21 protein-coding genes are annotated in these 21,573 nt (G+C 65.5%); 9 read left to right on the forward strand and 12 right to left on the reverse strand.

What is annotated here, in order from left to right; genetic code table 11:
- Nucleotides 1-6: 6 nt before the first annotated feature.
- The 3 genes from M4J39_RS14160 to M4J39_RS14170 all read right to left on the reverse strand — a co-directional run bounded on the left by M4J39_RS14160 (nucleotide 7) and on the right by M4J39_RS14170 (nucleotide 5,191).
- Nucleotides 7-3,135, reverse strand: coding sequence for a helicase-related protein (locus M4J39_RS14160; RefSeq protein ID WP_251728990.1), 3,129 nt, complete (start codon nucleotides 3,133-3,135; stop codon nucleotides 7-9).
- Between the two features lie 638 nt (nucleotides 3,136-3,773).
- Nucleotides 3,774-4,076 (reverse strand): hypothetical protein, encoded by a 303-nt coding sequence (locus tag M4J39_RS14165; protein WP_251728992.1) that lies wholly within the window; start codon nucleotides 4,074-4,076, stop codon nucleotides 3,774-3,776.
- Between the two features lie 269 nt (nucleotides 4,077-4,345).
- Nucleotides 4,346-5,191, reverse strand: coding sequence for a DUF3108 domain-containing protein (locus M4J39_RS14170; RefSeq protein ID WP_251728994.1), 846 nt, complete (start codon nucleotides 5,189-5,191; stop codon nucleotides 4,346-4,348).
- Between the two features lie 430 nt (nucleotides 5,192-5,621).
- Here M4J39_RS14170 and rpmB point away from each other — a divergent pair, with 430 nt between their 5' ends.
- Nucleotides 5,622-5,918 carry a 50S ribosomal protein L28 gene (rpmB, locus tag M4J39_RS14175; RefSeq protein ID WP_100080416.1) on the forward strand — a complete coding sequence of 99 codons (297 nt, stop codon included), beginning with the start codon at nucleotides 5,622-5,624 and terminating at the stop codon, nucleotides 5,916-5,918.
- A 167-nt stretch (nucleotides 5,919-6,085) separates the two neighbouring features.
- Nucleotides 6,086-6,631, forward strand: coding sequence for a queuosine precursor transporter (locus M4J39_RS14180; protein WP_251728996.1), 546 nt, complete (start codon nucleotides 6,086-6,088; stop codon nucleotides 6,629-6,631).
- 4 nt (nucleotides 6,632-6,635) lie between these two features.
- Here the strand turns inward: M4J39_RS14180 and M4J39_RS14185 are convergent, their stop codons facing one another.
- The 6 genes from M4J39_RS14185 to M4J39_RS14210 form a co-directional block, all read right to left on the reverse strand.
- On the reverse strand, nucleotides 6,636-7,625 hold the full coding sequence (locus M4J39_RS14185) for a small ribosomal subunit Rsm22 family protein (RefSeq protein ID WP_251728997.1): 990 nt from the start codon (nucleotides 7,623-7,625) through the stop codon (nucleotides 6,636-6,638).
- Entirely contained in the window at nucleotides 7,622-8,644 is a 1,023-nt protein-coding gene (locus M4J39_RS14190) for an esterase-like activity of phytase family protein (protein ID WP_251728999.1), read from the reverse strand. The genes M4J39_RS14185 and M4J39_RS14190 overlap by 4 nt, the downstream gene beginning before the upstream one ends.
- A complete protein-coding gene (cobT, locus tag M4J39_RS14195; protein WP_251729260.1) occupies nucleotides 8,641-10,557 on the reverse strand; it encodes a cobaltochelatase subunit CobT in 1,917 nt (638 codons plus the stop codon). The genes M4J39_RS14190 and cobT overlap by 4 nt, the downstream gene beginning before the upstream one ends.
- A gap of 10 nt (nucleotides 10,558-10,567) precedes the next feature.
- Nucleotides 10,568-10,927: a GFA family protein gene (locus M4J39_RS14200; protein ID WP_251729003.1), complete on the reverse strand. Its 360-nt coding sequence runs from the start codon at nucleotides 10,925-10,927 to the stop codon at nucleotides 10,568-10,570.
- A 7-nt stretch (nucleotides 10,928-10,934) separates the two neighbouring features.
- Nucleotides 10,935-11,918 (reverse strand): cobaltochelatase subunit CobS, encoded by a 984-nt coding sequence (gene cobS, locus M4J39_RS14205; protein ID WP_251729005.1) that lies wholly within the window; start codon nucleotides 11,916-11,918, stop codon nucleotides 10,935-10,937.
- Between the two features lie 66 nt (nucleotides 11,919-11,984).
- Nucleotides 11,985-12,608 carry a J domain-containing protein gene (locus M4J39_RS14210; protein ID WP_251729007.1) on the reverse strand — a complete coding sequence of 208 codons (624 nt, stop codon included), beginning with the start codon at nucleotides 12,606-12,608 and terminating at the stop codon, nucleotides 11,985-11,987.
- A gap of 111 nt (nucleotides 12,609-12,719) precedes the next feature.
- Here M4J39_RS14210 and M4J39_RS14215 point away from each other — a divergent pair, with 111 nt between their 5' ends.
- Nucleotides 12,720-13,010 (forward strand): BolA family protein, encoded by a 291-nt coding sequence (locus tag M4J39_RS14215; RefSeq protein WP_371875453.1) that lies wholly within the window; start codon nucleotides 12,720-12,722, stop codon nucleotides 13,008-13,010.
- A gap of 18 nt (nucleotides 13,011-13,028) precedes the next feature.
- Here the strand turns inward: M4J39_RS14215 and M4J39_RS14220 are convergent, their stop codons facing one another.
- From M4J39_RS14220 to M4J39_RS14230, 3 genes are read right to left on the reverse strand one after another with little or no spacing between them, the layout of a single operon-like run.
- Nucleotides 13,029-14,324, reverse strand: a complete 1,296-nt coding sequence (locus M4J39_RS14220; RefSeq protein ID WP_251729009.1) for an HlyC/CorC family transporter — start codon at nucleotides 14,322-14,324, stop codon at nucleotides 13,029-13,031.
- Nucleotides 14,324-15,463, reverse strand: a complete 1,140-nt coding sequence (gene aroB, locus M4J39_RS14225) for a 3-dehydroquinate synthase (RefSeq protein WP_251729011.1) — start codon at nucleotides 15,461-15,463, stop codon at nucleotides 14,324-14,326. Before aroB ends, M4J39_RS14220 begins: the two co-directional genes overlap by 1 nt.
- Before the next feature lie 33 nt (nucleotides 15,464-15,496).
- Complete coding sequence (locus M4J39_RS14230; RefSeq protein WP_251729013.1) at nucleotides 15,497-16,129, reverse strand: shikimate kinase; 633 nt, start codon at nucleotides 16,127-16,129, stop codon at nucleotides 15,497-15,499.
- Nucleotides 16,130-16,216: 87 nt separating this feature from the next.
- Here M4J39_RS14230 and M4J39_RS14235 point away from each other — a divergent pair, with 87 nt between their 5' ends.
- The 6 genes from M4J39_RS14235 to ppa all read left to right on the forward strand — a co-directional run bounded on the left by M4J39_RS14235 (nucleotide 16,217) and on the right by ppa (nucleotide 21,568).
- The gene (locus tag M4J39_RS14235; protein WP_251729015.1) at nucleotides 16,217-16,456 is read left to right on the forward strand and encodes a hypothetical protein; all 240 of its coding nucleotides are present in this window, start codon (nucleotides 16,217-16,219) and stop codon (nucleotides 16,454-16,456) included.
- On the forward strand, nucleotides 16,453-17,388 hold the full coding sequence (locus M4J39_RS14240) for a site-specific tyrosine recombinase XerD (RefSeq protein ID WP_251729017.1): 936 nt from the start codon (nucleotides 16,453-16,455) through the stop codon (nucleotides 17,386-17,388). The genes M4J39_RS14235 and M4J39_RS14240 overlap by 4 nt, the downstream gene beginning before the upstream one ends.
- A 159-nt stretch (nucleotides 17,389-17,547) precedes the next feature.
- Nucleotides 17,548-18,507, forward strand: a complete 960-nt coding sequence (locus M4J39_RS14245; protein WP_251729019.1) for an acetyl-CoA carboxylase carboxyltransferase subunit alpha — start codon at nucleotides 17,548-17,550, stop codon at nucleotides 18,505-18,507.
- Between the two features lie 253 nt (nucleotides 18,508-18,760).
- A complete protein-coding gene (locus M4J39_RS14250) occupies nucleotides 18,761-20,296 on the forward strand; it encodes a L,D-transpeptidase family protein (RefSeq protein WP_251729021.1) in 1,536 nt (511 codons plus the stop codon).
- A 104-nt stretch (nucleotides 20,297-20,400) separates the two neighbouring features.
- Entirely contained in the window at nucleotides 20,401-20,922 is a 522-nt protein-coding gene (locus tag M4J39_RS14255) for a GNAT family N-acetyltransferase (protein ID WP_251729022.1), read from the forward strand.
- A gap of 106 nt (nucleotides 20,923-21,028) precedes the next feature.
- Entirely contained in the window at nucleotides 21,029-21,568 is a 540-nt protein-coding gene (ppa, locus tag M4J39_RS14260; RefSeq protein WP_251729024.1) for an inorganic diphosphatase, read from the forward strand.
- The last annotated feature ends 5 nt before the right edge of the window (nucleotides 21,569-21,573 follow it).

The raw sequence follows: 21,573 nt of genomic DNA on the forward strand, positions 1-21,573 counted from the left end.
GTTCTCCTACTTCTTTTTCTGCTGCTCGAGCGAAGCCTTGAGAGCGGCCAGCGCAGCGAACGGCGAGTTGGGATCGGCGACCTTCTCCTTGCGTGGCGGCCGATCGGCCGAGCGCTCGGCGTTCCGGTCGTTGGGACGACCATCCCGGCGATCGCCGAAGCGACGGTCTTCACGCCCCTCGCGTCGGTCGCCCTGCGGACGGCCCTGCCGACGGTCGTCTTGCGACCGCTGACCACGCCCGTCGGACGCCGCAGCCTCACCCGGCTCACCAGAGCGAGAAGACGCGCCCCGGTTCGGTCCGCCGCGGCGCTCGCCACGATGGTCATGTCTCTGATCGCCCCTGTGATCGCCATGCCGAGGCCGATCGCCACGCCCCGGACGCCACACGTCGACTTCGCGGTCTTCCAGAATTTCGGCCGGCGCCTCGGTTGCTTCTTCGGGCGACGCCACGGCTTCCGCGGTCACGCCTTCGGCTGGCGCCTCGACATCGGCTGCCGGCGCCTCAGCGTCAACGGCAGACGTCTCGACCGGCGCGACCTCGACGGGAGCCGCCTCGACAGGAGCCTCGACCGCGACAGGCTCGACCGCTGCATCGGTCGGGGCAGCCTCAATGGCCGCGCCATCGGCCGGCGCCTCGGCCTTCTGCGGCTTGACCGGCACCTTGATCGTCCGCTTCTCGGAACGATAGCCGAGACCGCGCAGGATCGAGGCGAAGTCCTCGCCCGAACAGCCGAGCAGCGACGTCATCGCCACGGTGACCATGAAGCCGCCGCCCTGCGGCAACGCACCCTCGGGCGGCGTGGCGCCATCGACCGACTTGAAAGCGATCAGCGGGCGGATGATGTCGGCGAGGCGTTCGAGAATGTCGAGGCGTACCGCCCGTTCGCCGGCGACCCGGAAGCCGACGAGACGATAGAGCGTCTTGTCAAAAGCCGGATCGACCTTGATCGAGGTACGACCGGAAGCCGAGAGCTGCGGCAGCTCCGCAAGGCCCGGCATGTCGAGCGTGCCGTGCTTCAACGCCCAGAGTTGGGCCACCAGCGCGGCAGGCGCCGGCTTGAGAAGTGCCGGAACGTAAATGTGGTAGGCGCCGAAGCGGACACCGTACTTGCGCATGACGGCGCGCTGCGTCTGGTCGAGCGCCTTGACGTCGTCGGCAATGTCGTGCCGCTCGACGGTACCGAGCGCTTCGACCATGCGGAAGGCGACGCCACGGGCGATACCCTCGAGATCGGCGGCGGTGCGCAGGTCGAACAGCGGCTTTAGGAGCGTCTGGATGTGAGCTCCCACCCACAGGTCGAGCCGGTCCTGCGCCTTTTCTCTGGAGGCGCCGGCAAGCTGCTCGTCGGCAAGCAGCATCACCTTGGGCGCCAGCGTATCGTCGCCAGCCACGATGCGCCCCACCGGCTCGCCGAGCCAGCGCAGACTGCCGTCCGTGGACAGGACGATTTCCTCGTTGGGCGCCTTGGAAATCTTCTCGGCGCGTTTGTCGAACTCTCCGGAGAGCGCCTGCTGGGCCGCCGCCTTCAGCGCCTTGGCCTCCGAGCCGTCGCCGCCCACTCCCTGGTCGGGCACGAAGCGGAAGCCGTGCAGCTCCCCGACCGCCTGCCCTTCGACGAGCACGCCGCCGGTACCGGTGATTTCAGCTTCGAGCATGTTGTTCTCTCTCAATCTCTTCAACAATACCGATGTCCGGCGATCCACGAAACGCTGGGTCAACCGGTCATGCAACGCATCCGACAGCCTGTCCTCGATGGCGCGCGTCTTCTCCCGCCAATGGCCGGGCGCAAACAGCCAGTCCGGTCGGTTGGCAACAAACGTCCATGTCCTGATGTCCGCCAAGCGCCGCGACAGCGTATCGATATCGCCATCCGTCCTGTCAGACAACCCGACCTGCCGTGCAAACCAATCGTCTGGAATCACGCCTTTTGCAATGAGGAATCGATAGAGTGCGACGATGAGATCACCGTGCTGGGCCGGCGATATCTTGCGGAAGTCCGGAACCTGGCAAACGTCCCAGAGAAGGGCCACCCGCTCGCGGCCGCGCGCCGCCACGGCCACGTCCTCGGCCCTCAGCGCAAAGTCGAGTGCCCGCTGGTCGTCGGACGGCAACGCCCGCGTCAACCCCTCGGCGCCCGGCGACATCTCGAGCGAGGCTCGGAGCGCATCGACCGACGAGAAGTCGAGATCGCCGTTGCGCCACTGGAACACGCGCACCGGCTCGAAATCATGCCCCTCGATGGCGGTGACGATGTCGTCGTCGAACGGCATCACCCGACCGGTGACGCCGAAGGTGCCGTCGTTGAGATAACGACCGGCCCGGCCGGCGATCTGGCCGAGCTCGGCCGCCGTCAGGCCGCGATACTGGTGGCCGTCGAACTTCCGCGCCTGGGCGAAGGCGACATGATCGACGTCGAGGTTGAGGCCCATGCCGATGGCGTCCGTCGCCACCAGGAAATCGACCTCGCCGTTCTGAAACAGCGCCACCTGCGCATTGCGGGTGCGGGGGGATAGTGCGCCCATCACAACCGCCGCGCCGCCCCTCTGGCGGCGGATCAGCTCGGCAACGGCGTAGACCTCGTCGGACGAGAAGGCGACGATCGCCGACCGCGGCGGCAGGCGTGTGATCTTCTTCGCGCCTGTGTAGGCAAGATGACTGAGACGCGGCCGTGAGGTGACGGCGATCCCTGGCAAGAGGCGCTCGATCAGTGGCCTCGCCGTCGCCGATCCCAGCAGCATCGTCTCCTGCCGACCGCGCACGTTGAGCAGCCTGTCGGTGAAGACGTGCCCACGCTCGATGTCGCCGGCAAGCTGCACCTCGTCGATGGCCACGAAGGCCACGTCGAGATCGCGCGGCATCGCCTCCACCGTCGCCACCCAGTAACGGGCGTCGCGCGGCACGATCTTCTCCTCGCCGGTAACCAGCGCCACCGCGCCAGCCCCGACGCGGGCGACGATGCGGCCATACACCTCGCGCGCCAGGAGACGCAGCGGCAAGCCGATGGCGCCGGAGCCATGGCTCAGCATCTTCTCGATGGCGAGGTGGGTCTTGCCGGTGTTGGTCGGCCCCAGCACCGCCGTTACTGCCCGGGCACGGGCGGGCGAGAACAAAGGGGCCGCTCGGACGATGTTCATGGGGTCCCGTTCGATTGCGCGATGAGGCCGTAGCTTTCCCTATACGAAAGACCGCCCGAGAGGCCAGAGAAAACCGGCGGAAGCATGGCAACCGGCAGAGAAGGAATCAAACAAGAACGAATGCGGGGCGAATCGCTACTTCAAAGAGATTCCGGATTCGTTCTCCACAAGATATGGAGAGGGCCAGAGTCTTCGCCGCGCTATGTTGAATCCGAAGACTCACCCTGCCGAGTCGTTCGATTCACCCCGGGAATCGCTGTCAAGCCCTCACCAAGAGCAAGACTCGAAATGGGAATCATGGTTAACCATTTTTACTTCCGCTAGGAAGTAGATCGGCGCTCGCGTTAACCATTTCGACAGAGCGGGAACGAACATGGACCGAATCGCTGACAGGGCGATGTTCTCACTTTGCCCCACCAACATATGCCGACGCACGGTCGCCGTGGCACAAGATGCCGATGCCGTCAGGCGCTTATCGCCGACAGACGTCACCGGAGCGTTAACGATATCAACCCAATTTGGCACAACTGTCCGCCAGGCAGACACGTGTGGAAAGGGCCAGCACCTCTTGGCACTGGCCCTCCGGACGATGAAACGGCCTCTTGCCGCTCTGATCGGCTTTCACCGGCTCGCGAGATCTAGCGCGAATAGGCGATCACCTGCCGGGCGTCGATGGCCTGAGGCGGTGCGTCATAAGGGGTGTACATGACAACGATCAGCGAGGTGCGCTGCCGCTTCTCGGTGATCGGCCCGCCGTAGTCATAGGTCTGAGTATAGACCGTCGATTGCCCCGACCGCCATGAACCCTCCCGGCGCATGACCGTCCGGGACATGGCGGGCGTGTGGCCGATCACCTCGGTTCCCGTCTCGGAGTCGGAATCGGCGATGATATAGTGGGTATAGCCCTTGGACAGGGTGAGCTCGGCCGCCCGGCGCTGCATCGAGTGGCGGCATCGGAGATGCCAAGATCCCCGCGGGCATCAATGTCGAGCTGATAGACCTTGCGTTGCAGCGCCAGCTCGTTTTGGGTAACGCAGCCAGACAGCAGGACCGCGAGAACGACAAATCTCAACGCGCGCGTTTATTCCCCCGACAACAACCCTCCTTCAGGTTGCGTCGGCAACATATCGCACGTCAAAAGCGTTTCCTAGGCAGTCAGAGCAACAAGATCGGGAACGAGCCGGTCGCCGCACTCGCATCCATGACGGCTTCAGTTGGCTGCCTGCTCGACCTTTCCAAGCTTGGCGCTGTCTCCGAACTGGGTTGCAACGACCAGAAGCATGCCGCGCATGGTCTTCACCGAAATCTTGCTCGGCACCATCACCCGCCCTTCGGCCATCGGCACGAACCAGACGTCGAGATCGCGGTTGTCGCGCATGTACTCGGTCGACTTGGTTCCCTCGCGATGACCGGCGACCGGCACCCAGCGCGCCGAGCAATGGACGGCATCCCCCTTGTAGCCGGGGATATCGACGCTGTCGGTACCGGTATAGCTGAGCTTGATGTCGTAGCGCGTCCAGCCATCGAACACCGGCAGGGTGCGATCGCAGACATCCTTGTCGTCACGGGCGACCGGCAGGATGGCGGCGGACAGCGGATCGACCACGCGCCGCTTGGCCGCCGACGTCACGGGTACTCTGTCCTCGCGCTCGATGAGTTCGGGAATTGCCCTGAGGCTGCGGACATTGCCGCCGCCGAGCGACATCGACACTTGCGTCACCGTGTCGCCACGGCTCATCAGTTCATAGGTGGACGGCACCAGAGAGCGGCCGACATATCCCTTCGCGTCGATGAAGCTCTCTTCCGAGCTGACGATGCGCGCAAGACCGGCGGTCGAAATATGCAGCTTGGCGGCATAGGCCCCCCGCTCCACCTTGATCGACAAGGATCCCTTGGCGATGCCTATTCCCATGAAGGACGCGGAATAGAGCGCCTGCACCTCGCCCTCGCGCGCAACGGCCGCGCCCGAAGGCGGCACGGCGGACAGCGCGGCGACGAAGGCCGCCGTCGCCATGGCGCCTTTCAAACGACGCGGGAGAGTTTCGATACGAACCACCACGGAACCTCCGTTTGCGGACGGCAAACCGTCCTCACCCCTCGGCCGCCGCCAAGCGGCCGGAACGACGTCTGGAAGAACATTCCGGCGGGCGACGCACCTGCCGGCGGGAGGGTGGCGGCCCTTCGGCCGGTCACCGTCCGCCGAATGATCGACTGACATGGTAACCGGATGGTTAACGTGGCGAAAGCCTCGTTGTTCCTGCCCCGGGAAATTCCGCCGACATCGGCCGCCCCCTGCCGGCGGCCAACAGCTTTTTTTGCCGGCTTCCGCTCGCTTCCGGGGTTGACGGAGCCAATGCCGACCGACTATAGGAACGCGACTTGAAACGGCGCCGTCGGCATGACGCAAGCGGCGCCTTGGCTTATTTCATCGCGAGGAGCGGCCACAAGGCCTCGATCCCGCGCCAACAGAAAAAGAGGGTATCCCGATGGCCCGGCGCTGCGAACTTACCGGCAAGGCCGTTCTGACGGGTAATAACGTCAGTCACGCCAACAACAGGACCAAGCGGCGCTTCCTGCCGAACCTCCTGGCTGTAACGCTCCTGTCCGACACGCTCGGTCAGTCGGTGCGCCTGCGCATCTCCGCCAACGCCCTGCGTTCGGTCGAGCATCGCGGTGGTCTCGATGCCTATCTCGCCAAGGCCGGTGACGACGAGCTGTCGCCGCGCGCCCGGCTGATCAAGAAGCAGATCGCCAAGAAGGCCGCCGAGGCCGCTGCCGCCTGAGTTTCAGGCCCAAGCAGTTCAGATTTAGCCGCGACGCCTGAAAACGGCGTCGCGGCTTTATTTATGTGTGCCGCAAGTGGTACACGTCATGCGAAACTGCGACCTCACGGTCCGTTTTCGATTCATAGCTCCAAAAGCCTGGTCTGTTCTGCCGGAGACCTTCTGGAATGTTCGATAGACGCCTCACCCCCTCGGTGCTGGCGATGGTCGCTACCGTCGTCGCATCCAATATTCTCGTCCAATACCCCTTCACGCCCTTCGGGCTCGGCGATCTCCTCACCTGGGGCGCCTTTACCTATCCGTTCGCTTTCCTGGTGACGGATCTGACCAACCGCTGGTTCGGCCCTCAGAAGACCCGCCGCGTCGTCTACGTCGGCTTTGCCATCGCCGTCGTCCTGTCGATCTGGCTGTCCGAACCGCGCATCGCGCTTGCCTCCGGCACCGCCTTCCTCTGCGCCCAGCTTCTCGACGTGACGCTGTTCAACCGGCTGCGCGCTGGCTCCTGGTGGCGGGCGCCGCTGGTCTCCTCGTCGATCGGATCGGCGGTGGACACCGCCATCTTCTTCTCCATTGCCTTCGCCGGCACGGGTCTGCCGTGGACCACCTGGGCGCTGGGCGACTTCTCGGTGAAGATGCTGGTCGCCATGGCTTCGCTCTTGCCCTACGCCAGCCTGATGAACTGGGTAAAGCCCTACCAGCCGGCCCGCAGCTGATCTGTCAGCTCAGGTCACCATCGGGAAGAAAATCGCCCCATCCGAGCTTGCCGACCGCCTTATAGGCGCGTCGGTCCCGACTGGGAACTCTCGCCTCGCGGGTCGTTCCATCGGCGTGGCAGAGACTGAAGGCGATCTCGTGCTTGGAAACGCGCGGCGGCCGTAGAATGCGGCCGCCGCTTTCACTTTCAGCCCCCGCCCCGGCCTCAAGCACGAGATAGGCGTAGCGCTCGTCCTCGAAGGGCACCGTGCCACCCTTAAGGCGCATGTGCGCGCGGCTCCGCTCGACACGCACCGACGTGTGGCACCAGTCGCCCGACGGCAGCGGACAGGGACCCGCGTGGGGACATGGCGCCAGAATGCGCGCACCAGCGGCCAGAGCGGACTGTCGCACCGCCATCAACCGGTCATGGTCGCGCGGCGTCCCCGGCTCCACGATCACCACCCGACCGGCCCGGCCGACCAGCCACGCCACCAGCGCCTCGGCGGCGACAAGATCGAGTTCCGTCAGGGCATAGGCGACGATCGCCAAGTCGAATGGCCCCTCGGGCAGACTTGACGGGCGGGCGATGTCACCCTGGCGAACATCGGCTTCGCGAAGCACAGCCGTCCCGGCACGCGCCAGATCGGCAGCCAAGGCGCGGAAATCGGCACTGGCTTCGATCATGGTCAGCGACGCGAGTTCCGGCCAGAGCGCCCCAGCCGCCCAACTTGCCGTCCCGGGCCCGGCACCGAGGTCGAGAATGGACCTCGGTACGAAATCCGGCCGAACCGCGACCAGCCGGTCGAACACAGCCGTAACCGCCGCATAGGTGGCGGGCATTCGGCTTGCCGCGTAGGCCGCGACGCCGGCCGCGTCGGGAACGGCTGTTCGCGATGGAAGATTGGCGCGATAGCCGGCCGACAGCCGCGCAGCCGCCGCACCAAGCTGCTCGGGCCGGATGCGCTCGGCCACGGCGCCGGCGAGAGCCGGAGGAAGGCGCTTGTCGCTCATGGCGCCGCGAGGCGGAACTCAAGATAGAGCGTCCGCTGCAGGAAGGCGCGATTGTCGTCGGAAATCAGGGATATCCTTGTCTCGCCCCCGGCCGTCCTCCAGATCGCCAGCCCCTCCATGTTGTCGATTTCCTCCGACATGCTGGCTTCAAGGAGCGTATCCCCGTCGATCACCGCTCCGGCTCGAATGTCGGAGAGCGAGAAGACGCGAATGCGGCAGCGAACCCCAGCCAGGAAGGAAAAGCTTCGTTCGAGAACATAGAGGCGGCCATCGGGACCGACCTTGGCGTCGGTGAGGTCGTAGCCATCGTCGCGGCGAACGCGAAAGGCGTATGGCGCCTTGCCGCCCACCACCCATCCGGGCGGATTGTCGGTCTTGGCGCCGCGCTCCGCGGCTTCGGCAAGAATGACGAAGCGCCCGCCAAGACCGTTGCCGGCCGGCAATGCTGCCACCGACTCGAGACCGCGATTGACCTGAAGCTGTCGAGTATCCTTTGGCAGATCGATGGCGGACAAAGGCCCGACAAAGCCGTCGTCATCCATCGGCCCAACCATCACCATCGGTCGTCCCTCGAAGGAAACGACACCGAATGGCCGGCCACGATCGCCGGGGTAGACATCGAGCGACTCGGTGTCGGAGGTCGACTTGGCGCGCGACAGTGTTCCCTTGGTGGTCCGCAATCGTCGAATCGAGGCAGACGACAGCCCGATCGGCCGGCCGCGAGAATCCCGCTCGACCTGCGCCTTGACCATAAGGCCATCATCGCTGAGCGCCAGAAAGCGCCGGCCACCATCCCCGATGGCCAGCCCGGAAAGGCCGCCGACTTCCCGCCGATCGGCACGCACTTCGAACCCACCGACATAGTCGAGACGGCCGAAGCGAACGCGCGACGGATCGGACGCGGAAAAGCCGGCAAGCGGCCGCGCAGTGATACGCGCCGCAATATCGGCGGCGGACGCGTGGAACGCCAGCGTGGAGAAGGCAAGCAAAGCGGAAGAAAGCGCCCGCCCGCCCCTCATGAAAGCCCCAGCGTCGAGATGCGTCGAGGCCTCGGCTTGTTGCCGGCCCGGATCGCCTTCTGGGTCGGCTGCTCTTCGAACAGCGCCGCCAGCTGGTCCGTCATGGCGCCGGCCAGTTCCTCTACGTCGACGATGGTCACCGCGCGCTTGTAGAAGCGCGTCACGTCGTGCCCGATGCCGATGGCGATCAGTTCCACCGGCGAGCGCTCCTCGATCTCCTCGATGACGTAGCGCAGATGGCGTTCGAGGTAGTTGCCGGGATTGACCGACAGCGTCGAATCGTCGACCGGCGCACCGTCGGAGATCATCATCAGGATGCGGCGGTTCTCCGAGCGAGCGAGCAGGCGCTGATGCGCCCAATCGAGCGCCTCGCCGTCGATGTTCTCCTTGAGAAGCCCCTCGCGCATCATCAGGCCGAGGTTGCGCCTTGCGCGCCGCCAGGGGGCATCGGCCGGCTTGTAGACGATGTGACGCAGGTCGTTGAGGCGACCCGGCCCGGCCGGCTTGCCGGCGGCGAGCCAGGCTTCGCGCGCCTGCCCGCCCTTCCAGGCCTTGGTGGTGAAGCCGAGGATCTCGACCTTGACGCCACACCGCTCCAGCGTGCGGGCGAGAATGTCGGCGCAGGCGGCGGCGACCGTGATCGGTCGGCCGCGCATCGAGCCGGAGTTGTCGATCAACAGCGTCACCACGGTGTCGCGGAAATCGGTGTCGCGCTCCATCTTGAAGGCGAGCGGCGCCAGCGGATCGGTGACGACACGGGTTATGCGCGCCGTATCGAGGATGCCTTCTTCGATATCGAAGTCCCAGGCGCGGTTCTGCTGCGCCATCAGGCGACGCTGCAGGCGGTTGGCAAGTCGCGCCACCACGCCGGCAAGGTTGGCGAGCTGCTTGTCGAGAAGCCCGCGCAGCCGATCGAGCTCGGCGCCGTCACAGACGTCTTCCGGCCGGGTGACCTCGTCGAACTTGGCGGTGAATACCTTGTAGTCGCTGACTGGCGGCTGGTTGGTGAACGGCAGCTCCGGCCGCTTGGCCTCGCCGGGATCGCTGGAGTCGTCCTCTTCGTTGAAGTCGCCGGGATCGTCCGACATCTCCGACTCGGAGTCCCCTTCCGAGGTTTCCTCGTCCTCGCCCGCCACTTCGCGCTCGCGGGCCGCCGTCTGGTCGGCTTCGGCGTCGTCGGCGGGTTCGGCCGAAGCTTCGCTGTCCTCTGCCTCCTGCTGTTCGCCGTCCTGATTCTCATTCTGCTCGGGATCGCTGCCGAGCTCGTCTCCCATCTCGAGGTTGACGAGCAGGTTGCGTGTCGCGCGGGCAAAGGCCTGCTGGCTGGAAATGGCATCGGTGAGGTCGGCCAGGTCATCACCGGCCCGCTCCTCGATGAAATCCCGCCAGGCTTCCACCAGCGCCTGGGCGCTCTTGGGCGGCGGCGCGCCGGTCAGCTTCTCGCGCACCATCAACGCCACCGCTTCGGACAGCGGCGCGTCATCGCGGTTCTCGATGTGCTGAAGGTTGGCGCGCAGATAGCGCTCCTCCAGCATGGCGGCAAGGTTCCCGGCGACACCGGGCATGACGCGGGCGCCGAGCGCTTCGCAGCGCGCCTGCTCCATCGCTTCGAACACCGCCTTGGCGCGCGGTCCCTCCGGCACGAAGGTGCGGTGCACCGTCTCGTTGTGACAGGCAAGGCGCAGGGCCAGCGCATCGCCAGCGCCGCGAGTGACGGCGACATCGAAGGCCGTCGGCCGGCGCGGCGGGTCCGGAACGCGCGCCTTGTGGCCGGCAAGCGACGGCCGATCGGCGGCGAACACCACTTCCAGCTCGCCATCGCCCGAGATCGCCCGCATCGCCGTCGTCACCGCCTTCTTGAGCGGTTCGATGACGATTTCCTTGCCTTTGGGCTGGTTGGAGGAGGACACGATGCTCCGTTCCCTAGTAGGAAGCTCCGTCGCAGTGCTTGATCGGCAGGGCGTCGAGGTCGACCCCGTCGAGGCAGCGGGCATTGACGGCAATGGATGGCGTACCGTCCGGCGCGGTACCAGCGGCGTAGGGCTGGATGCCGCACACCGGACAGAAGCGATGGACGATCCGCCCCGTGTTGAAACGGTATTCGGACACGCCGGCCTCGCCCACCGTCACCTGGAAGTCGCTTTCCGGCAGATAGGCGAGGAGATGGCCAACCCGACGGCAGCGGGAGCAGTTGCAGGCGACCAGCTCGCCGAGCGCGAGCTCGGCCGAGAACCGGATGTTGCCGCATTGGCAGCTGCCGCTGTAGCTCCGCTTGCTGGCCATCGCTCCCTCAGGTGAGCACCATGTTTGCCGCGCTCTCCGGCAATTCCTTGCCGAAGCAGCGCTGATAAAACTCGGCCACCTGCACCCGCTCGGTCTCGTCGCACTTGTTGAGGAAGGTGAGACGGAAGGCAAAGCCGACGTCGCCGAAGATCGAGGCGTTCTCGGCCCAGGTCAGCACCGTGCGCGGGCTCATCACCGTGGAGATGTCGCCGTTGACGAAGGCCGAGCGCGTCATGTCGGCGACGCGCACCATCTTCGACAGCGTGTCGCGGCCTTCCGGCCCCGTGAACGACTTGGCCTTGGCGGCGATGATGCCGACCTCGTGGTCGTGCGGCAGGTAGTTGAGCGTGGTGACGATCGACCAGCGGTCCATCTGGCCCTGGTTGATCTGCTGCGTGCCGTGATAGAGGCCCGAGGTATCGCCGAGGCCGACGGTGTTGGCCGTCGCGAACAGGCGGAAGGCCGGGTGCGGGCGGATGACGCGGTTCTGATCGAGCAGCGTCAGCTTGCCCGACACTTCCAGCACGCGCTGGATGACGAACATCACGTCAGGACGGCCGGCATCGTATTCGTCGAACACCAGCGCCACGTTGTTCTGCAGCGCCCACGGCAGGATGCCGTCGCGGAACTCGGTGATCTGCTTGCCATCGCGCAACACGATGGCGTCCTTGCCGACGAGATCGATACGGCTGATGTGGCTGTCGAGATTGACGCGCACCAGCGGCCAGTTGAGGCGAGCCGCCACCTGTTCGATATGCGTCGACTTGCCCGTGCCGTGATAGCCCGAGACCATCACGCGACGGTTATGCGCAAAGCCGGCGAGGATCGCGAGCGTGGTGGCGCGATCGAACAGGTAATCCGGATCAAGATCGGGAACGTGCTCGTCCGCCTTGGAATAGGCGGGCACTTCGATGTCGGTGTCGATACCGAACACCTCGCGGACCGAGACCCGGACATCGGGCAACGGCGCGTCATACGTCTGCTGAACCATGAGACCTCCTGGAGCGACCAAGCGGAGGGAGAAAGTCGCTCCGTCGAATCGGGAAAATGCGGCCGGTCAACAGAAACCGGCGGTCTTCAAGTAATTATAGGCTTGGATGATCTCTCGCAACCGTTCCTCTGACGACCGATCGCCGCCGTTGGCATCCGGATGGTGGCGTTTGACCATGATCTTGTACTGCGCCTTGATCTCTTCCTTGGAGACGCCGACCTCAAGATGCAACGTTTCGAAAGCACGCTGCGTCATCGGCGACACGCGTCGGCGCGGCTCCTCGGGCTCGGCCCGCATGCCGCCCGCGCGCGACCCGTGGAAGACGCCGAAGGGATCGTTGTAAGTCGGCTCGGCCGGTCGGCGGCGTTGGCCGGCGTTGGGGTCGGTCTGCCCCCAGCGGTTGACCGAGACCGTCCAGGTCGGGCGATGACCGGTCAGCGCATCCTTCTGGAAGGCGATGACATCGTCGTCTCCCATGCCGGAGAAGTAATTGTAGGACTTGTTGTAGAGCTGCACGTGCTCCAGGCAGAAGTGGTGATACTGCCCCTCGCGACCGCGGCCTTTCGGCGCGCGATAGGCGCCCGCGCTCTCGCAGCCCTCCCACTCGCAAGGCGGGAACTGGTCGCGGGCGACGCTTTCCTTGTCCGGCTTGATCCGGAGTTTGTCGAAGAGCTTGGAATAGGAATCCATGATCCGCCGATTATGGTCACTGGAAGCCGAGCCGGCAAGGCGTTGACAATCGTCTCGGCAGGTCGCCAGATACTTGATTGCTTCGCCCGCGCCAACCGACGAGGATGCCCGATGGCTTCGATGACCCCGCCCGCTTCCGACTGCAAGAGCCGCATCGAGGCGGCGCTCCTCGCCGAGCTGGCACCGTCGCACCTGAGCGTGATCGATGATAGCGAGCGCCACCGCGGACATGGCGGCTGGCGCGAGGGCGGCGAGACCCATTTCGTCGTAGAAGTGGTATCCGCCGCCTTCGAGGGCAAGACCCGCCTCGCCCGTCAGCGCCTCGTCATGGATGTCTTGAAGGCGGAGTTCGACACGGGACTGCACGCCCTCTCCGTCACCGCCCGCGCGCCGGGGGAGTGACTTCAGGCCTGACGCGCGTCACTCCGAGCGGAACACGTCATCGACCGGCCCGACCTTCAGCGCCGTGATGCGGTTCCTCTGTCGTCGGAGCACGCGAAAGCGGAAGCCGTGAAAGGTGAATGACTGACCGGGGTCGGGGATCATCCGCGCCTCGTGAATAACGAGACCGGCTATGGTCGTTGCTTCGTCGTCCGGCAGGCGCCAGTCCATCATGCGGTTGAGATCGCGGATCGGCACCGCCCCGTCCACCGAGGCCGAGCCATCGGGATAGGGACGAACGCCCTGCACCACCACGTCCTGCTCGTCGGCAATCTCGCCGACGATCTCCTCGAGGATATCCTCAAGGGTGACGAGGCCCTGAACTTCGCCATACTCGTCGACCACCAGCGCCAGGTGAAGCTTGCGCTTGAGAAACGCCCTGAGCTGGTCGGCGGCCAGCGTCGTGTCCGGCACGAACCAGGGTGGCGTCATCAGCGTCTCGACACAGACCCGGGCGGTGTCGCCGTCGGCCCGGTCGATGGCGCGCATGAGCTCCTTGGAATGCAGCACGCCGACGATGTTGTCCGGCTCGTCGCGCCACAAAGGATGGCGCGTGAACGGACTGGAGATCAGCGCTTTCAGAAGGTCTCCCACCGGCATGTCGATGTCGAAGGTGCGCATCTTGGTGCGATGCACCATGATGTCCGACAGCGGCAGCTCGCTGAGGTCGAGCACGCCGCCGACCATGTCGCGGTCGTCCTTGATCACGCCGCCCTCGCGATGCAGCAGGTCGACCGCTTCGCGGATTTCCTCGTGCGCCGTCCAGGCCGCCTCGCGCGGCGCCTTGCTGACGAGCCTCAATGGAGCGATCACAGCTTTCTCGATGCCGCCAATCAGCGGCTCCAAAAGGCGAGCCGACATCTCGATCGCCGGCAGGAGAACGAGTGCCGACCGTTCCGGCCTGAGCGACACCATGACGCGCGGCACCGCATCGAGCAGAATGGCGAGGACGATGCCGCCAACCGCCCATACGGCAAGGCGCATGGGATCGGCTTCGAACGACAGAACCGCCCGCGTTGCAAAGATGGTCAGCACCACCGTCGACACCTGACGCGCCAGACGAATGGCCGAAACCGCCCGCGCCCGCTCGGCGGTCAGTTCGACGAGGCGCTTGATCCGGCGATCACCGAGCCGCTCCATGTGATGCAGCTTGGTGCGATTGGAAGCGAGCAGGGACGACCCGGCCGCCGACAGGATCACCGTGATGACGACGAACAGGGCGACCGGCACGCCGGCAAATACCAGATCGACCAGCGACCCGCCCTGCCCGTTCATCAGGCCTGCCCCTCGCTGAGCTTGTCGGTCAGGAAGGCGCGCACCGCCTCGGCCGGCACGTCCTTGGCAATGAAGGCCTCGCCGATGCCGCGGCTCAGGATGAAGGTCAGGGAGCCGTTCTGCACCTTCTTGTCCTGCCCGATCAGATCCATGAAGGTCGAGACCGGCGGCGGCCCGCCGGGAATGTCGGACAGCTTGGTCGGCAACCCGACGTCGGCGAGATGGGCGCGGATTCGCCCGGCATCGTCCGCCGACATCTGATTGAGCCGCACCGAGAAATCATGGGCGAGTACCATGCCCAGCGATACCGCCTCGCCATGCACCACGGCGCCGCTGTAGCCGGCCGCCGTCTCGATGGCGTGCCCGAAGGTGTGACCGAGGTTGAGCAGCGCCCGGTCGCCGGTCTCGCGCTCGTCGCGGGCGACGATGGCGGCCTTGGAGCGGCAGGAAACGGCGATCGCCTCGGTTCGAGCCGGGCCACCGGCGAACACGTTGCGCCAGGTCTTCTCCAGCGAGGCGAAGAAGGCGGCGTTGTCGATCAGGCCGTATTTCACCACCTCGGCATAACCGGCGCGGAACTCACGCTCGGGCAGTGTATCGAGCACGCTGGTGTCGGCCAGAACGAGATCGGGCTGGTGGAACACACCGACGAGATTCTTGCCATGGCGGCTGTTGATGCCTGTCTTGCCGCCGACCGACGAATCCACTTGCGAGAGAAGCGTCGTCGGCACCTGCACGAAGCGCATGCCGCGCCGGACGACCCCCGCCACGAAGCCGGCGAGGTCGCCTACCACACCGCCTCCCAGCGCCACCACCGCATCGCCGCGCTCATAACGACCGCCGACCACCTGGTCGACAACCTGCTCGAACACGTCAAAACACTTGGAGGCCTCGCCGGCTGGAATCACGACGGCGCTGGCCGTGACGCCGGCCCGTCGCAGCGACTTCTCGAAAGCGACGAGATGCCGGCCCGACACGTTGGAATCGGTGATGATGCAGGCGCGTGCCTTCGGCAGCACGGCGCGGAACCACTTCCCGGCGTCGGCGACAAGTCCTTCGCCGATCAGGATGTCGTAGGACCGCTCTCCGAGCGACACCGGCACCTTGACGATGCCGTCCGTTTCCCCTTCAACCGTCATGTCATCCCCCGCCGTTTCCGGCCTCTGGCACCGTCACGGCGCCTTATGTTCTCGTCCTGTGTCCTCGACGAGCCAGGCCTCCAGGGCGGAAACCACCGCGTCGACCATGGCTTCGTGCGGCACGTCGACCGACTGAACGGTGAGATCCGCTTCGGCATAGACCGGATAGCGCGCATCTACCAGGGCTCGCAACGTCCCCTCGGGATCGGCCGTCTGCAGAAGCGGCCGCGTCGGCCGGCGGCGTACCCGCTCAAAAAGAAGTTCCCAGTCGGCCCTCAACCAGATCGATATGCCGGCGCCGCGGATTGCGGCCCGCGTCTCGGGATTCATGAAGGCGCCACCGCCGGTGGCTATGATCTGGCGCGGCTCACGCAAAAGACGAGCAATCACCCGCCGCTCGCCCTGGCGAAAGTAATCCTCGCCGTGCTCGGCGAAGATCTCGGACACCGTCTTCTTGGCCGCCTCTTCGATCGCCGTGTCGGCATCGATGAAGGTGAGGCCCAGCCGACCGGCGAGGCGCTTGCCCACCGACGTCTTGCCGGCGCCCATCATGCCCACCAGCACCACTGAGCGACCACCGAGCAATTCGACGATACGCGCATTGGCGCTGGCGCGCCGATGGGCGGCGTCGGTATCGCGGTTGCGGTTGGTCTTGACGTCGGTCATGAGAAGTCTCATGGGTTGGGGCGGCGCATCTGTCAAGCCGTTAGCGCCGCCGAGCGATCTTGCCGGACCGCACCCCCGAGCGGAACCATGCCGACCATCACACGCTTTCTCGGCTTCCTCCTCCTCCTGGCCGCCATCGCCACCGCGGCGGTGCTGGCGCTGGCGTTTCTGGTTACCCCGGAGCCACGGACCTTTACCGTTCCGATCGATCCCTCGGTGCTGTCGGAAGCCCGGCCGTTGTTGCCGCCGGCCACGCCGACACCGGATCCGGCCGTCACCGGTTCGGTCGAAAAGCCAGCTTCCGACCTGCCGCCCAACGCCCAATGAGCATCAGCGACGCCACACTGATCGAGACCTATCTCGAGGCGGCAAGTATCGAGAACGCGGCCTCGGACAATACGCTCGCCGCCTACCGCGCCGACCTCGACCTCTATGTCGGCTTTCTCTCCGGTCGCGGGCGCGGCCTTCTCGACGCCGCAACGGAGGATGTCGAGGATTTCGTTGCCGGGCTCGCCGCCGAAGGCTACGCCGCCGCCACCCAGGCCCGCCGCCTGTCCGCCGTCCGCCAGTTGCACAAGTTTCTCTATGCCGAAGGGCGACGAACCGACGACCCGACCGCTCGGGTGGACCGTCCGCGCACACGTCGTCCGCTGCCCAAGGTGCTCTCCGTCGATGAAGTCGGGCGGCTGATGGACGCGACGGCAGCCACGGCCGCCGAGCCCGTCGAGGACCAGGCCGAAGCGCTGCGTCGCGCCCGATTCTGGGCCATGCTGGAAACGCTTTACGCCTCCGGCCTGCGCGTCTCCGAACTCGTCTCGCTTCCGGCCGGCGCGATCCGCGAGGCCACCTCCGCCATCACCGTACGCGGCAAGGGTGCCAAGGATCGGCTGGTGCCGATCGGCGACACGGCGCGTACCGCCGTCCTTTTCTATCGCCGCCTTCTGAAGGCCAGCGGGCGGCATGCCGGTAGCCCGTTCCTGTTCCCGGCCAACTCCGAGACCGGCCATGTGACGCGCCAGAGTTTTGCACGCGAGCTGAAGGACGCCGCCGCTCGGCTGGGGATCGCGCCGGAGAAGGTATCGCCTCACGTCCTCCGCCATGCCTTTGCCAGCCATCTGCTCCAGAATGGCGCCGATCTCCGCATCGTCCAGGAGCTGCTCGGCCACGCCGACATCGGCACGACCGAGATCTACACCCATGTTCTAGAGCACCGCCTTGCCGCGCTCGTTGCCGATCATCATCCACTGTCAGAGCGATAACGGCCTTGGTATTGGCACGGAGATAGTCACAGAATTGCCGGCATTTGCGGCGATTGGCGTTGACAAGGCGACGATCGGAAGCCAAGTGTTCGCGGTCGCCGCACCTTTGGTTGTCCCTGGGGATCAAGACGGCGGCCGGGGCACCATGAAGAGAGCCGGATGAGAAGCTATCTCGACTTTGAGAAACCCATCGCCGACCTTGAGGGCAAGGTTCAGGAGCTAAAAGCCCTGGCCGACGGCGGATCCGCCCTTTCCATCGACGACGACATCGCCAAGCTCGAGACGAGCGCCGCTCAGGCGCTGGCCGACATCTATGCGCGCCTCACGCCATGGCAGAAGGCGCAGGTCGCCCGTCATCCCGACCGGCCGCATGCGGTCCACTACATCGAACAGTTGATTTCCGACTGGACTCCGCTCGCCGGTGACAGGAATTTCGGCGAGGACGCGGCGATCCTGGCCGGCCTCGGCAGCTTCCGCGGCCGCCCCGTTGCCGTGATCGGGCAGGAAAAGGGCCACGACACGCAGACGCGTATCCGCCACAACTTCGGCATGGCGCGGCCGGAAGGCTACCGCAAGGCCATCCGGATCATGGAACTGGCGGACCGGTTCAACCTCCCGGTGATCTCGCTCGTCGACACCGCCGGCGCCTATCCCGGCATCGGCGCCGAGGAGCGGGGCCAGGCCGAGGCCATTGCCCGCTCGACGCAAGCCTGCCTCCGGATCGGCGTACCGATCGTCTCGGTCGTCATCGGCGAAGGCGGCTCCGGCGGAGCCATCGCCATTGCCACGGCCAACCGCGTGTTCATGCTCGAACACTCCATCTATTCGGTCATTTCGCCCGAAGGCGCCGCCTCCATCCTCTGGAAGGACTCGGCCAAGGCGCAGGACGCGGCGATGAACATGCGCATCACCGCCCAGGATCTCGTCCGTTTCGGCATCATCGACGGCATCATCGACGAGCCGGTCGGCGGAGCCCATCGAGCGCCCGACCGGGTGGTCGAGGCGGTCGGTGGAGTGATCGAGGCGGCGTTCGCCACCTTCGACGGCAAGAGCCGCGACGAAATCCGTGCGGATCGCCGCCGCAAGTTCCTGGCGATCGGCCGCGACCTCAAGGTCTGAAATCGGGCGCCCCATGCATTTTCTGGCCGTCTTGCCATGAATTTCTCATGTTTTCATTGGAAACGGGGAGTTCGGCAAACGGATGAGCCGGCTTTCGGGGCATCAGCTTGGCCTTGATGCGACGGTAACCTTTCGGTAACCATGACCGTCGAGGATCGCTTCGTGATATGCTGTCCGGCGCTCGGGGGGACGGCCGGACGCCCCCTGCCAGCACCCGGACGGTGCCGCGGTGTCCATGAGTGAAACGGAGAGCATGACCTCGTTCCGCCCGAACCAGACCTTCCCTGGCATCTCCATGACCGGCCGACTTGCTCGCCTTGCCGGCGCCCTTGGTCTCGTCGCCCTCCTCGCCGCCTGTCAGGCCGACGAGATCGGTTATGGTTATGGTCCCAAGGACCAGCGCCCGGTGTCGGCGAAGACGCTTGAGCTCATCAAGAAGCTCAACATGAAGCTTTCTTCACCGGTGCTGATGCGCATCTTCAAGGAAGAGAACAAGTTCGAAGTCTGGAAAATGACTGCGAGCGGCCGCTACGAGCTGCTCAAGAGCTACGATATCTGCCGCTGGTCGGGCGATCTCGGGCCGAAGGTCAGGGAAGGCGACCGGCAGGCGCCGGAAGGCTTCTACTCCATTTCGCCCGGCCTGATGAACCCCAAGTCGGACTGGTATCTCGCTTTCAACACCGGTTTTCCGAACGCCTATGACCGGGCCAACGGCCGCACCGGCTCGGCGCTGATGGTGCATGGTTCCTGCTCGTCCCGCGGCTGCTATGCCATGACCGACCCGCAGATCCAGGAAATATACGCCTTGGCCCGCGAGGCTTTTCGCGGTGGCCAGAAGACGTTTCAGCTACAGGCCTTCCCATTCCGTCTGAACGGAAAGAACATGGCCAAGCACTGGAACGACCCCAACATGCCCTTCTGGAAGATGCTGAAGGAGGGCTACGACACCTTCGAGATGACCCGCAAGGAACCGAAGGTGGACGTTTGCGGCCGCAAGTACGTCTTCAACGCCAATCCCTCCCAGCCGCTCGACACGGTCGCCGCCTGCCCCGCCGACCTGGGGCAGCCCAAGGAGCTCGTCGCTTCGCTTCAGACCAGGGCCAAGGCCGACTATGCCGAGGCCGAGGTGCTGTTCGCAAAGCTCGAGGAAGACCGCAAGGCCGAGGAGGACAAGCGGATCCAGTTGGCGCTGGCCGCCGAGAAGCGCAAGGCCGATGCCGAAAAGGCCCGGGCCGACGCCGAGGCCGCCCGCATCGAAGCCGAGCGCAACCCGAGCGCCCTTGCCCGCCTGTTCGGCGCCGAACCCAACCCGGACGCCGGCATTACCGTGGGGCCGGTGATCGTACCGCCAACCGGCGCGCCGATGCCGATCGCCGACCCGCGCGGCCCTCGGATTCACGCCGTGGCCATGACCGAACCCGTCGAGCAGGAACGTGCCGGCGCCATTTCCCGCCTGTTTTCCTTCGTGACCGGCGACAAGAGCGAGACGGCTCCCACGGCGCCAGCTACCCCGGTCGCCGCCGCCGATCCCGGTGCGCTGGCGGCGCCAACGCCTCCCGTCGTCGCGCCCTCAAAGCCGAACGCGCCGACGGCACCCATCGTGCCCGTACCCCCACGCCCCGCGAACGTCGACCAACCGACCGCTATCGTTCCACAGCCTGCCGCTCAACCGGTCTGTGCGATGCCCGGCGCCATAGTGCCGGCCGGCACGCCGCCTTGCCCGGCCGTCGCAGCGACACCAACCGAGCAGGACAAGAACATTCTCGATCGCATCGGAAACTGGTTCTAGGCCGATCACCGGGCGATCGCCCATCAAATGCGCCCACCGGTCGTGGCCCGGTTGCCGCCTTTTTTGGTCTTCCGCTCCCAATGGGACCGGGTTAAGCTGCCTCCATGAGCACCCTTTCGATCGACGTCCAGCGCGCCGCCGTGGAGGATGCCGCGGACATCGCGGCAGTCCATGATGCGGCTTGGCGCTACGCCTATCGAGGACTTCTCGACGGCGTCGAGCTCGAACGGATGATCGAACGGCGCGGCCCTCACTGGTGGGCCAAGGCGATCTCCCGCAACGTCGCCATGCTCGTGGTCAAGGTGGAAGGCCGGGTTGTCGGCTATGCGACCTTGGGTCCAAGTCGCATGCGCGCGCTTCCTTTCCAGGGCGAGGTCTACGAGCTTTATCTTCATCCCGACATGCACGGCATCGGCCTGGGAAGAAGGTTGTTCGAGGAAGCCAGAGCGGCCCTGGCCGACATGCATCTCGACGGTCTGGTCGTTCGCGTCCTCGCGGCCAACGACGTTGGCGTCGGTTTCTATGAACGGCTCGGCGGCCAGGAAGTGGTCGGCTCCAGCGAGAAGATCGCCGGCCGCCTGGTGCCCGTCGTGGTCTATGCCTGGCCGCCGGTCGGACGAGGCTGAAAATCGGGCAGTTTGCCGCCCCTCCAGCGTTCGCTTCGCCTTGCTTTCGCCCCACCATTACGGATAAACACGTGCTCGCGACTTTGTTTCTTTTCAAGGATTAATCATGCGCATCGACGCCGTTCCCATCGGCAACAACCCGCCCGAGGACATCAACGTCATCATCGAGGTGCCGCTCGGTGGCGAGCCGATCAAGTACGAAATGGATAAGGCGGCCGGCGCCATGTACGTCGACCGCTTCCTCTACACGGCGATGCATTACCCTGGAAACTACGGCTTCGTGCCGCACACCCTGTCCGACGACGGCGATCCGATCGACGTGATGGTGGTCAACACTCGCGCCATCGTGCCCGGCGCCATCATGAACTGCCGCCCGATCGGCGTTCTCAAGATGCAGGACGAGAGCGGCCATGACGAGAAGATCATCGCCGTTCCCTCCAACAAGCTGACCACCCGTTACTCCAAGATCAAGACGGTCGACGACCTGCCCGAGATCACGGTTCACCAGATCGAGCACTTCTTCGAGCACTACAAGGATCTGGAGCCCGGAAAGTGGGTAAAGGTGATCGGCTGGGGCGGCGTCGACGAGGCGGCCGAGTTGATCCTTACGGCGATCGCCAACGGCAAGACCGACGCGGAAAAGTGATGCGG

The organism is Pleomorphomonas sp. NRK KF1, from assembly GCF_023721755.1.
In the GTDB taxonomy this organism is placed as follows: Bacteria; Pseudomonadota; Alphaproteobacteria; order Rhizobiales; family Pleomorphomonadaceae; genus Pleomorphomonas.